Source organism: Dietzia sp. DQ12-76 (assembly GCF_014145045.1).
Lineage (GTDB): Bacteria > Actinomycetota > Actinomycetes > Mycobacteriales > Mycobacteriaceae > Dietzia.
The window spans coordinates 1-12,459 of sequence record NZ_JAALDV010000117.1; the positions used below are offsets into that span (position 1 = coordinate 1).

12 protein-coding genes and 1 pseudogene are annotated in these 12,459 nt (G+C 67.9%); 2 read left to right on the forward strand and 11 right to left on the reverse strand.

What is annotated here, in order from left to right; translation table 11 throughout:
* Positions 1 to 40 precede the first annotated feature (40 nt).
* From G6019_RS05125 to G6019_RS05175, 11 genes are all read right to left on the reverse strand, one after another.
* On the reverse strand, positions 41 to 583 hold the full coding sequence (locus tag G6019_RS05125; protein WP_107748796.1) for a hypothetical protein: 543 nt from the start codon (positions 581 to 583) through the stop codon (positions 41 to 43).
* The gene (locus tag G6019_RS05130; RefSeq protein ID WP_107748795.1) at positions 583 to 2,001 is read right to left on the reverse strand and encodes an MCE family protein; all 1,419 of its coding nucleotides are present in this window, start codon (positions 1,999 to 2,001) and stop codon (positions 583 to 585) included. The genes G6019_RS05125 and G6019_RS05130 overlap by 1 nt, the downstream gene beginning before the upstream one ends.
* Positions 1,998 to 3,203 (reverse strand): MCE family protein, encoded by a 1,206-nt coding sequence (locus G6019_RS05135; protein ID WP_107748794.1) that lies wholly within the window; start codon positions 3,201 to 3,203, stop codon positions 1,998 to 2,000. Before G6019_RS05135 ends, G6019_RS05130 begins: the two co-directional genes overlap by 4 nt.
* The gene (locus G6019_RS05140) at positions 3,204 to 4,469 is read right to left on the reverse strand and encodes an MCE family protein (protein ID WP_107748793.1); all 1,266 of its coding nucleotides are present in this window, start codon (positions 4,467 to 4,469) and stop codon (positions 3,204 to 3,206) included.
* On the reverse strand, positions 4,466 to 5,614 hold the full coding sequence (locus tag G6019_RS05145) for an MCE family protein (RefSeq protein ID WP_107748852.1): 1,149 nt from the start codon (positions 5,612 to 5,614) through the stop codon (positions 4,466 to 4,468). The genes G6019_RS05140 and G6019_RS05145 overlap by 4 nt, the downstream gene beginning before the upstream one ends.
* A complete protein-coding gene (locus G6019_RS05150) occupies positions 5,607 to 6,662 on the reverse strand; it encodes an MCE family protein (protein ID WP_107748792.1) in 1,056 nt (351 codons plus the stop codon). The genes G6019_RS05145 and G6019_RS05150 overlap by 8 nt, the downstream gene beginning before the upstream one ends.
* On the reverse strand, positions 6,659 to 7,885 hold the full coding sequence (locus G6019_RS05155; RefSeq protein ID WP_231750479.1) for an MCE family protein: 1,227 nt from the start codon (positions 7,883 to 7,885) through the stop codon (positions 6,659 to 6,661). The genes G6019_RS05150 and G6019_RS05155 overlap by 4 nt, the downstream gene beginning before the upstream one ends.
* Before the next feature lie 21 nt (positions 7,886 to 7,906).
* A complete protein-coding gene (locus G6019_RS05160) occupies positions 7,907 to 8,749 on the reverse strand; it encodes an MlaE family ABC transporter permease (protein WP_370446349.1) in 843 nt (280 codons plus the stop codon).
* A 10-nt stretch (positions 8,750 to 8,759) separates the two neighbouring features.
* Positions 8,760 to 9,524: an MlaE family ABC transporter permease gene (locus G6019_RS05165; protein ID WP_067711895.1), complete on the reverse strand. Its 765-nt coding sequence runs from the start codon at positions 9,522 to 9,524 to the stop codon at positions 8,760 to 8,762.
* Between the two features lie 233 nt (positions 9,525 to 9,757).
* Complete coding sequence (locus G6019_RS05170) at positions 9,758 to 10,687, reverse strand: 3-oxoacyl-ACP reductase (protein WP_107748789.1); 930 nt, start codon at positions 10,685 to 10,687, stop codon at positions 9,758 to 9,760.
* Positions 10,684 to 10,878 carry a ferredoxin gene (locus G6019_RS05175; protein ID WP_107748788.1) on the reverse strand — a complete coding sequence of 65 codons (195 nt, stop codon included), beginning with the start codon at positions 10,876 to 10,878 and terminating at the stop codon, positions 10,684 to 10,686. Before G6019_RS05175 ends, G6019_RS05170 begins: the two co-directional genes overlap by 4 nt.
* Positions 10,879 to 10,986: 108 nt before the next feature.
* Between G6019_RS05175 and G6019_RS05180 the strand changes: the two genes are divergently transcribed.
* Positions 10,987 to 12,237, forward strand: a complete 1,251-nt coding sequence (locus tag G6019_RS05180) for an acyl-CoA dehydrogenase family protein (RefSeq protein ID WP_182613821.1) — start codon at positions 10,987 to 10,989, stop codon at positions 12,235 to 12,237.
* A gap of 1 nt (position 12,238) precedes the next feature.
* Positions 12,239 to 12,459, forward strand: a pseudogene (locus G6019_RS05185) (acyl-CoA dehydrogenase family protein); the annotation flags it as partial.

The window sequence follows — 12,459 nt, forward strand, 5'->3', positions numbered from 1 at the left end:
GCACGGCGGGCGGAGCGGGCGTCTGGCACGTCGTTGCTGCTCACGGGATGAAGTTCACCCCCGAGACCCTCATCTCGCCGTCGTCGTGACGGTTGACCGTCACCCGGACGCGGTACTGCCGGTCCTGGTCCTCCTGGGACCGGGGATTGCCGATGGTCTGGTCGATCGCCATGATCACCTCTGCGCGCTCGGGGTAGGAGTGCTCGACCGCTGCGGCGGACACCACCCCGTCGGCCACCACCGCGGTGGTCTTGACGACCTCCTCGTAGGAGTCGCGACGGGGGGTGAACTGCTCGGAGAAGTCGCCCTCGATCATGTCCACGATCCGGTCCACGTCCTCGGTCAGGGTCTCCTGACGGATGGTCATGAGCCGGGTCATCACGTCGGTGGCGAAGTCGCGGTATGACCCATCGAGCTCGCTCGCGGACGCCCGGTCCGCCCGGATCGAGGCCGCCTGGCCACGCTCGGTGAGCCACAGCCCCGAGGCAACGAGGGCCGCCACCAGGCACAGGGCAGTGATCACGGAGGCGACGACCAGCCCGGTCCGCTCACCATCAGTGGGGGTCTCGTCCGACTGCGGCACTAGGTCACTCCATTCGTCAGGATGTCGGCCAGGTCGGCGTCCGCGGACAGCTTGCTCGCGGTCCCCAGGTTAAGCTGACGATACGTCTTGCCGTTCGCACCGAGGTACTCGCCCGTCGCCGGGTCGTACATGGCGGCGGAGGTGCGGATCTCCCGCTCGCCGCTGTTGGACGAGGGGACAACGTTGTACGCGTTCGGGCTGTCACCGGGCGGGCCGACCTCGCTGGTGTCCGGCGGGTTGATGCCCTCGGGGACGTAGTCATCGGCCGCACACTCCGCCGGAGAGGCAGCTCGCCGACCGGGGTACTCCATGCACGGCAGGTTGCGGGCTCCACGGACGGTCGTCTGGGAGTCCTTGGGGACCTTGCAGTAGATGCCGTTCATCAGCGGGGGCACGGACAGGTCGGCGGGCGACCGCCGCTGGTCCGCCGGCAAGAAGCCGGTGGTGCACGGCGGGGTCTCGTTGATCTGGAGGTTGAAATCCACCTTGATCTCACCGGTGTCCTTGGCGCCGTTGATCGCGGTGATGAGCGAGGACACCAGGGCCGGGTAGATCACGAGCAACTGCTCGATGGAGCGGTTGTAGACCACGCCAACCTCGCCGACGCTCACCAGGTTGGCGACCAGCACCGGCATGGTCGGCTGCAGATCGTTGAGGACCCTGGTCGCCCGGGCCAGGGAGTCCGGGCCGCGCTGGATGATCGAGGTCAGCTGGGGCTCGTTGACCCGGAGCTGATCGGTCAGGTCTGCGAGGTTCCGGGTCCAGGCACGGATCGAGTCCGCTGAGCGCAGCTGCGAGTCCAGGACCGGCTCGGCGTCGGCGATCAGCTGGCGGGTGGCCCCGGTGTTGCGCTGGGCCTCCTCAAGGAGGAGCTGCGCGGAGTCCAGGAACTGCTGGAGCTCCCGCTCGGAACCGTTGAACGCGTCGAACGACTCAGAGATGACGCGGCGCATCTTGCCGTCGTCGATCGACGCCATGAGCACCGTGGCCTGGTCCAGGACGGGGCCGATCCCCTGGGGCATGTCGACCCGGTCCTCGCCGAGCACGGTGCCGTCGGCCATCTCGCCGACGGGCTCGCCCTCGGGCACTAGCTCGACGAACTGCTCCCCGACCGCGGAGACACTCCGGATCTGCGCGCGGACGTTCTCGGGGACCTCCGCCCGCGTGTCGAAGTGCAGTTCGGCCACGACGTGACCGGGCTTGAGGGTGACCGCGTCGACTCTCCCGATCACATTGCCCAGGTAGGAGACGTTGGCGTTCTTGTAGACCCCACCGGTGTCCGGCATCTGCAGTGCGACATCGGTGCGCTGCCAGCCGAACGCAGTCGGCAGCTTGAGGTAGGAGACCGACATTACCGACAGGGCGAGAACCGTCACCACGGCGAAGATGGTCAGCTGGATTCGCACGAACCGGGTCATCGGGGGGCCTCCTCAGTCGGGGCGCCGGATCCCGGCTCAGGTGGCAGTTCGGCGAACGGCTCCTCGCCCGAGTGCTCCGGCCGCGGGATGTCGAGGGAGAACGGGTTCGCGCCGGCCAGCGGATTGGGCGCGAGGCCCACATAGCCCTCGAGGCCGGCCATACGGTTGCCGAACTCGGTGCCCAGGAGGAAGGTCTCCGACAGACGCGGCATCGTCGTGTCGGCGTGGATGTACAGGTTGGCGTAGTCGCCGCGGAGGAAGTTGTCGATGCCCGCCTGCGGGAACGGGAACGTGATGAGCACGCTCAGCGCCCGGGTCAGGTCGCGCCCGGCGTTGGCCAGCGAGTCGAGGACCGGCGTGATGTCGCGGAGGTTGTCCACCAGGTTCTGTCCACCACCGGCGTCGATCACCTGGTTGGCCTTGTTGCCGAAATCCCCGAGCGAGACCATTGCTGTGGTCAGCTCCTGCTTCTGGTCGTTGATCAGCGCGACGGCCTCGGGCATCTGCGCCAGCGCTCTGGCCAGGGTGTCGGTCTGGTCGTTGATCTGGCGGGACAGCCGGTCCAGCCCGTCCATGGCGGCGATGATGTCGGCCCGCTGCTCGTCGAGGCCGCTCACGGTGGTCTCCAGCTGGGTGATGACCTCCTTGGCGTCGACCTGCCGGCCGTCCAACGCGGTGTTGAGCTCGCTGGCGATGGTCTCGAACTGCGCCAGCCCGCCGTCGGTCAGGACGACCGACAAGGCCGACAGCGTCTGCTCCGTGGTCGGGTACACTCCGGCGCGGGCCAACGGGATGACGTCCCCGTCGGAGAGCGAGCCCTCGGGTTCGCCGTCCGGGGGCGGGAAGATCTCGAGATGTTGCGACCCCAGGAGGCTGGTCTGCCCGATCTTCGCATGTGCGTTGGCCGGGAGCCGGACATCCTCGTTGAGCGAGACCGTGACGATCGCCGTGTAGTCCTCCACCTGCATGTCCGTGATCGACCCGACGTTGACGTCGTTCACCCGGACCGGGGAGTTGCGGGTGATGGTGGTGACGTTGGGCATCTCGAGGGTGATCTCGTACGCACCCTCCCCCCTGCCCTGCGCTCCGGGTAGCGGCAGGGAGTTGAGACCCTCCCAGGTGCATCCGGCACCGGAGAGCAGCACGACGGCGCCGAGTGCACCTGCCGTCAGAATTCGGCCACTGGGTCGGTTGCGAAACATCTACGCATCTCCCGTCACGAGCAGGGTGTCGGTGAGGTTGTCGCCCTTGTTGACCACGTTGATCAGCGGGTCAGGCCGGTCGGAGACCGGCTGCACACCCGGTGGGGTCTGCGTCCCTGGCTTCTGCGAGTCCCAGATCTGTTGGGGCTCCGCGGTGGGGGTGATCGGCGGGGTGACCGCGCCGTATGGGTAGCTGGAGGCGAGCGAGTTGAACAGCGGGCCCATGTACTGGGCGCACAGCTGTGCGTCGGATTCGGCGGTGTTGTTGGCCAGGCCCGCGATCGCACCGCAGATGAAGTTGGTCGGGTTGGCCATCTGGTTCATGGTCAACACCCCGGTGAGGACGCCCTGGTACGGCCGGTAGATGTTGTAGAAGTTGGCCATGGCGGTGGGGCCCACGTGGAGCACTCCCTCCAGCTCGGCCCGCCGGTCGCGCACCACCTCGGTCGCCTGGCCGAGCTTGTCGACAGCAGTGGTCACGCGTTCCCCGTTGTTGTCGAGGAACCGGTTGATGTCGGTCACCGCCAGGTCGAGATCGCTCAGCGCCGCATCGATGTCGCCCGTCTGGTCTCCGAGCACCTGCGACACGCTGGCCAGCTTCCCCCCGAAGGACACGATCTGTTCCTCGCTCTGTGAGAGCGCTGTGACGAACAGTTGCAGGTTCTTGAGGGTGGTGAAGAGGTTCTCCCGCCCGTCCGAGAGCAGCGCCATGGTCTGCGAGACCTCGTTGAGGGCGTCGCGGACCTCCACACCGTTGCCGTCGAGCATCGCGTCGGCCGAGTCGACGAACTCGCCGAGCGGGCCCGTCTCCTCGTGACCGACGGGACTGAGGGCGGTGGACAGCTTCATGAGCTGCTCCTTGACCCCGTCCCATTCCACCGGGATCGCGGTGCGCTCGACGGGGATCGTGCCGCCGTCCGGCATCTCCTCGCCGCCCGTGAAGGCGGGGGTGATCTGGATGAACCGCTCGGCCACGAGGGACTGTGCCACGAGCAACGCGGTGGCGTCGGCGGGGACCGGGACGTCCCGGTCGACCTTCATCGTGACCTTGGACCTGCCGTCCTCGGAGGTGATCTCGGAGATCCGTCCGACACGCACCCCGAGCACCCGGACGGTGTCGTCCTCGTAGACGCCCCGGGTGGATTCGAAGAAGGCGACGATCGTCTTGGTCCGGGTGGAGAAGAACCACACCGCGGCAATCACGAGGAGGACGACGACGACGAGGGCCACGACCTTGGACAGTGTGGACGCCAGCAGTCGACTCATCGGGGCAACCTCTTCTCGCCCCAGCCGGGGTGCTCGTCCATCAGGGTCAGACCCGGTACGGCCGGCATCGTCGGCTCGCGGACCAGTCCCGGCTCGGGCTGGACGCGGTCGTCGATGAGAGGCATGAGGTCGCGCAGGATGGTCTGCTGGTAATGACCGATCGACAGGTTGGACACGTAGGCGTTGAACCACGGTCCGGACGCCACGGCCTCGCTCAGCGCCGTGGAGAACGGGACGATCCGGCGCAGCCCCAGATCGATGTCCTCTTTGTTGCGGATCAACAGATCCGACACCTGCTCCAACTTGTCAAGGGCGGGTCCGAGCTGTGCCTCGTTGTCCTGGACCACCCCCGAGAGCTGCCGGGCGAGTTCGTCGATGTTGACGATCAACTCGCTGAGGGCCCTTCGCCGGAGGTCGAGCTGGGTGAACAGCACGTTGCCGTCCACCATGAGCTGGTTGATCTGGTCACTTCGCCGCCCGAGGATGTCGGTGGTCCCCGCGGCCTTGTCGAGGAGCTGCCGGACGCCCTCGTCGCGCTCGTTGAGAGAGCGCGAGAGCCTGGTAATCCCGTCCAACGCGCCGCGGATCTCGGGCGAGGACCCCTCCATTGTCTCGGCGAGCACGGTCAGCGCCTCGTCGACCTTGTCCGTGTCCATCGCCTCGACCGTGTCGCTGAGGTCTCCGAGCGCGGCGGTGAGCGAGTACGGGACCGAGGTCCGCTCGAGCGGGATGGTGTTGTCGGGGAGTTCACCCCGACCGTCGGAGAAGACACCGAGCGCGCGCCGGCCCAGGATCGAGTCCGTCTTGACCTGGGCGGAGGTGTCCGTGCCGAGCGCGACGCCGGTGTCGATGTCGAAGCGGACCCTGACCCTGTCCCCGTCGAGCTCGATCTTCCGCACCGAGCCGACCCTCATCCCGGCCACCTGCACCTCGTCACCGGTGTTGAGCCCGGCGGCGTCGGCCACGTACGCGGTCGCGCCGCGCATCCCGTTGACATACGGGATCCGGTCGTAGTTGAGCGAGATCGCCATCAACGCCACGGCCCCCACGGCTCCCCAGACACCGATCGTCTTGGGGTCGCGGTCGCGGAAGCGGAGCTGTCCTCGGGGCGCCTTCGGCGGGGTCCCGTCTATTGTGTCACTCATCGGGGAACGCACACCGTCCCGTCGTCTGCTCGTACTGGGGCAGGTACACGCCCCTACCGGTCACGGGGTTGGTGACCTGCACGATCACACCGCAGAGATAGAACTGGAAGAAGCTGCCGTACACGCCCAAGCGCCCCATCTTCTCGAAGTCGGACGGGAGCCGGTTGATCACGTTCTCGACGAACGGCTCGTCCTCGTTGATGAGCGTCGCCACCCGGTCGATCTGGGCGACGTCCTCGCGCAGGGCCGGGCGGACGTCGGACAGGAGTGTGGTCATGTTGGCGCTGGCGTCGTTGAGGCGTTCGACGGACTCGCCTATCGGCTCGGCGTTCGCGGACAGACCGGAGACGAGCTGCTGGAGGTCGTCGACGATCGAATCGACGTTGGACTGGTTGTCCGACACGGTGGTGAGAACGCCGTTGAGGTTGGTGATCACGTCCCCGATGAGTTGGTCCCTGTCTGCAAGTGTCTGTGTGAGGGACGATGTCGAGGCGAGCAGGTCCTGCACGGTGCCGGCCTCACCCTGGAACACCTTGACGATCGACTCCGACAGTTGGTTGACCTGGCCGGGGTCCAACGCGCGGAACAGCGGACGGAACCCGCCGAGCAAGGCATCGAGATCCAGGGCCGGGGAGGTCTGCGAGATCGGCAGCGTCCCGCCCGCCTCGAGCGGAGACTGATCCCCCTCCCCCCGGTTGAGTTCCAGATAGCGGTCCCCGGTCAGGTTCTCGTACCGCACCATCGCCTCGGTGCTGGCGTGCACGACCTGGTTCCCGGCCACGGAGAACCGGACCGCGGCTGTGTTCCCGTCCGCCAGTGCGATCCGGTCGACGCGGCCCACCTCCACTCCCGCGATGCGCACCTTGTCCCCGGACTCCAGCCCCGAGACGTCGGTGAACACGGCATTAAACTTCTCGGACGCGCCGGAGCGGTACTCGCTGAAGACCATGACCAGACCGGCCAGGACCAGCACCATCACCGTGGTGAAGATCGCCAGCTTGATCAGGGTAAGACGGGCGTTTCGCGCTGCCGAGCGCCCGGCGGTCACGGGGTCTCCCCGTCCATGCCGAGCATGACCTGCAGCAGCGTCGGGGGCGCGGGACGACCGGGCTCGGTGGGCCGCAACGGGCCGAATAGCGGGGCGGGGCGAGAGGTGAACACGTCGGGCATGCCCTCCACGGGGTTGGAGCCCGTGTCGGTCACGACGAACGGGGCGTGGACGTTCGGGTCGGGGAACGGGAGGCCGTAGCAGTTGGGTCCGGTGCTGGCGTTGACCTTCGGCAGGTCCTTGGGGTACTCGTACGCTCGCGCCCCCTGCTGCCACCCCGACTTGAATACCAGGCCGGGCTGGTCCTCGCCGCCGAAGGCTGACGTGGCGCCCTCGACGCCCTGGTTCAGGCCCACGATCAGACAGGTGAGCATGGGGTGGTACTCCGCGAGCAGGCTGGTCGAGGCACGCAGGTCCGAGAGCATCTTGACCAACTCGTTGCCGTTCTCGGACAGCAGGCGCTTGCCGGTCTCGCCCGTGCCGATCGCAGAGACCAGCAATTGTTCGAACCGCGCCTGGTTGCTGACGACGTTGGCGCCGACATCGGTGCCGGAGTCGAGCAGGCGCATGATGTCGGGGGTGACGTCGGCGTAGAGGTTGGCCACCCGCGACCCCTTGGCCAGGTCCCTCTGGAGGGTGTCGATCTGCGGGTTGATCTCCTGCAGGTAGTCGCCCAAGTCGGTGATCGTGCGCCCCACCTGTTCACCGCGCCCGTCGACCGCCCCAGAGACCGCGCCGAGGGTGGCGTTGAGCTTCTCCGGCTCGATCGCGATGAGCAGGTCGGTGAGGTCCTGGAACAGTGTGTTGACCTCGGCGGTGACATTGGACGCCTCGACGACAGTGCCCGCGGCCAGCGGCGTCGGGTCCGGCCGCATCGGGGACTCGAAGTCGACGGACTTCGCACCGAACACCGTGTTGGATCCGATCGTCACCGGGGAGTTGGCGGGGATGGCCTCCAGCGCCGCGGGATCGACCTCGATCTCGATCGTCGCCCCGCCGAACTCCTGGCGGATGTCCTTGACGTTGCCGATCTCCACACCGCGGGCGCGCACCTTGGCGTCGGCCTCCATGACCAGACCGGCGCGATCACTGCGGACGGTCAACGGCACCCGACTGTCGAAGACCCTCGCGAACATCAGGAGGGAGAGCGCGATCACCACGACGATGAAGAGCGCCAGCACCGTCGCCGCGATGCGCTTGGGCACCGTATCGCTCTGACTCACAGTTCTCGCCACGTCCGCCTCCTATCCCGACAGGTTGAAGTTGCCGTCTCCGCCGTAGATCGCGAGGGAGACGAGAAGGGTCACGGTCACCACCGCGATGAGCGAGGTGCGGACGGCGTTGCCCACGGCCGAGCCGACGCCGGCGGGACCGCCGGCGGCGTTGTAGCCGTAGTAGGTGTGGATGAGCATGATCGTGATGGCCATCGCTATGGCCTGGACGAAGGACCACAGGATGTCCGTGGGGATGAGGAACGTCGAGAAGTAATGGTCGTACACGCCACCGGACTGACCATAGATCTGGACGGTCGCGAACCGGCTCGCCACGAACGAGGCGATGACGGCGAGCGAGTACAACGGCACCACGGCGATCATCCCGGCGACGATCCGGGTGGAGACCAGGTAGGTGATCGAGTCGATCGCCATGACCTCCAGCGCGTCGATCTCCTCGGACACCCGCATCGCCCCGAGCTGGGCCGTCGCGCCGGCACCGATGGTGGCGGCCAACCCGATGCCAGCGATCACGGGGGCGGCGATACGGACGTTGATGAACGCCGCGAAGAAGCCGGTGAGCGCTTCGACCCCGACGTCGGTGAGCGAGGAGAAGCCCTGGACCGCGATCACGCCGCCGGTGGCGAGGGTGAGGAAGCCGACGATCACCACTGTGCCGCCGATCATCGCCAGCGCACCCGTTCCCATGGCGATCTCGGCGATCAGACGCAGCGTCTCCTTCGGGTACTGGGTGAGCGCCCGCGGCGTGGCCAGCAGTGCTCGCCAGAAGAACAGGGCGATGCCGCCGAAGTCGTCGGCCCTGCCGACGGTGTGGTGCCGGGCCCGCGCGAGGCGCGGGAACCGGGTGGTCTCAATGACGGTCACCTCACGCCCCCAGGACCTTGACGCCGACCGCCGTGAGCACGGTGTTGACGACGAACAGGGCCATGAAGGCGAAGACGACGGTCTCGTTCACAGCGCTGCCCACCTCTTTCGGCCCGCCCCGGACGTAGAGGCCCTTGTAGCAGGCCACCAGGCCGGCGAGCATCCCGAACATCCCGGCCTTGATCTGCGCCAGGATGAGCTCACCCAGGCCCGTGAGCAGGGTGATCCCGTCTACAAAGGCGCCCGGGTTGACGCCCTGCAGGAGAACCGAGAAGAGGAAACCACCGAGGATGCCGATCGTGCACACCAGGCCATTGAGCAGCAGCGCCACGAAGGTGGACGCGGCGACCCGGGGGACGACCAGGCGCTTGACCGGGTCGATCCCGAGGACCTCCATCGCGTCGATCTCCTCGCGGATGGTGCGGGCCCCGAGGTCCGCGCAGATGGCGGTGGCCCCGGCCCCCGCCACGATGAGGACCGTGACCATGGGACCGACCTGGGTGACGGCGCCGAGCGCGGCCCCCGCCCCCGAAAGATCGGCCGCACCGATCTCGCGGAGCAGGATGTTGAGCGTGAAGCTCACCAGGACGGTGAACGGGATCGCCACCAGGATGGTGGCCATCATGGAGACCCGGGCGATGAACCAGGACTGTTCGACGAACTCCCGGCCCTGCCGCACGATCGACGGGAAGGACACGAACGTGTCGAGGCTCATGGCGACGAAATCGCCGACTCCCTTGAGCGGCGCATCGAGAACTCTCGCCATATCGCCCCCCTCCTGTCTTCTCTCATCCCCCGGTCGCACCGAACTGAACAAGTGACCGGTTCGGCGTGACCTAGATTACATAGTAGCTAGAACACGTTCTCATTAGCAAGGCCTACCAATCACCCCCGAACGGTGCCCCTGCGCGTGTGCCGGGAATCTAACACGCCCCGACACAACGAAAGCGGTCCCCGCGCGTCTCTCAGCAAACGCCGCGGGGACCGCATCGGTTCAGGTCAGAGGGTCATGATCTCCGAGGCGGAGAAGGACTTGCCCTCGGGCCGCCCTGACCAGTGGCCGGAGACCGCGTCGGCGAACTCCCGGCGGTCCCACACACCGCCCTCGGCGTCGAACCGCTTCTCCACCACCGGGGCGTCCACCAACGCCACCATGCCGCCGTATACCACGAACAGCTGACCGCTGACACCGGCCGCGGCGGGCGACGCGAGGTACGACACCAGGTCCGCCACCCGGTCCGGCGACAGCGGGTCGGGCCCCTTCGACTCGTCCCAGTCCTCGAAGACGCCCTCGGTCATCCCCGTGCGTCCCCGGGGAGCGATGGCGTTGGCCGTACAGCCGATCCGGGAGAGCACACGTGAGGCCGAGAGGGTGAGCGCGGTGATGGCGGCCTTGGCCGCGCCGTAGTTCGCCTGCCCGGGCGGGCCGAAGAGTCCCGCCTCGGACGAGGTGTTGATCAGCCGCCCGTACACCGGGGAGTCGGACTTCTTGCTCTCGCCCCGCCAGTGGGCCGCGGCGTTGCGGGTGAGCAGGAAATGCCCGCGCAGGTGCACCCTGATCACCGCGTCGAAGTCGTCGTCCTCCATGTTGAACAGCATCTTGTCCCGGGTGATGCCGGCGTTGTTGACCACCACGTGCAGGCCGCCGAGTCGCACGGCCTCGGCCACCATCGCGTCGGCGGTCTCCCGTTCGGAGACGTCCCCGACCACCAGGGCGGCCTTGGCGCCCGCCGCCTCGATGTCGCCGATCACGGCGTCCGTGGCCTCGCCGGACCGGATGTCGTTGATGACGACCGCGGCCGCACCCGAGCGCGCCAACTCCACGGCTTCCGCGGCGCCCAGCCCGGAGCCGGACCCGGTGACGACCGCCACCCGGCCGTCGAGCGAGAGATCCGCCCCGAGGTCCTTCCGGCCCTGCCCGGGCGTCACTCCGCGACCTTGAGCGCCGCCATCGGGCACTTCTCGACAGCCTTGAGCGCGCGCTTCTGCAGTTCCTCGGGGACCTCGTCGACGATCACCCGCACCACCTCGTCGTCGTCGTTCAACTCGAAGACCTTCGGGGCGAGCCCGACACACACGGCCTGCCCCTCGCAGCGGTCGGGATCCACGTCAATCCTCATACCCGTCCTCCTTGGCCGGGCCCGCGACCACTGTGGCCGCGAGCATGATTCGATACTATGTGAGACACGACACTAGAACGTGTTCCACTCGAGATGAGCTTAGGGCATATGGACATCACCTACACCACAGACCAGCAACGGCTGCGCGGGGAGTTGCGCGAGTACTTCTCCGCCCTGATGACCCCCGAGCGCCGAGAGGCCTTCACCTCCACGACCGGCGAATACGGCCACGGCAACGCCTACCGTGAGATCGTCGCCGAGATGGGCCGCGACGGCTGGCTGACGATCGGATGGCCGGAGGAGTTCGGCGGTCGGAACCGCCCGATGGTGGAGCAGTTGATCTTCACCGACGAGGCCGCGATCGCCGGGGTCCCGGTGCCCTTCCTCACCATCAACTCGGTCGCGCCGACGATCATGGCCTTCGGGTCCGAGGAGCAGAAGAGCTACTTCCTGCCCCGGATCAGCCGCGGCGAGCTGCACTTCGGCATCGGCTACTCCGAGCCGGAATCGGGCACCGACCTCGCCTCCCTGAAGACCCGGGCCGTGCGCGAGGCCGGGACCGGGGAGCACGCGGGCCGGGAGGTGTACCGCATCAACGGGCAGAAGATGTGGACGTCCCTCGTGGCCTACGCGGACTGGATCTGGCTGGCCGCACGCACCGATCCGGACGCCAAGCGACACAAGGGCATCTCGATGATCATGGTGCCCACCGACGCCGAGGGGTTCTCGTGGACTCCCGTCCACACGATGGCGGGCCCGGACACCAGCGCCACCTACTACCAGGACGTGGTGGTGCCCGCCTCCAACCTGGTCGGGCCCGAACACGGCGGGTGGCCGCTCATGACCAACCAGCTCAACCACGAGCGGGTCGCCCTCACGGCCGCCGGTCCGCTCCAGGCCTCGCTCCGGCAGGTCCTGGAGTGGGCGCGCACCACGCGTGCGGCCGACGTCGGCCTGCCCGGCGGCGGAGACGTGATCGACAACGAGTGGGTGCGCACCCACCTGGCCCGCGTCCACGCGATGGCCGAGTACCTGGCGCTGCGCAACTGGGAGATCGTCTCCGCCGACTCCACCACGCCCACCCGCATCGCCGCGTCGGCGACCAAGGTGTACGGCACCGAGACCGCGTGCGAGGCGTACCGGCTCCTCATGGAGGTGCTGGGCTCCGCCGGGTTCCAACGCTCCCACTCCCCCACCGCCGTCCTCCACGGGCGCATCGAGAAGCTGCATCGTTCGGCCCTCATCCTCACCTTCGGCGGAGGCACCAACGAGGTCCAGCGCGACATCATCGCCGCCGCCGGACTCGGGTTGCCACCGGCGCCGCGGATCGCCCCCGCCACGTCCAGCAAGGAGCGCTGAGATGGATTTCCGCGTCGACGACACCACCACCGACCTGACCGCCCTCGTCCGCGACATGGGCGAGCGGCTGGTCACCGACGAGTCACTCCGCGAGCTCGACGCGCGGTTCGGACCCGGCACCGAGTCCGGCGGCACGGGCCGTGAGACCGCCCGGTTCCATGCCCGCTTCTGGGACGAACTGGTCCGCGCGGGCGTGCCCGCCGCCCTGGCCCCGGAGTCGCT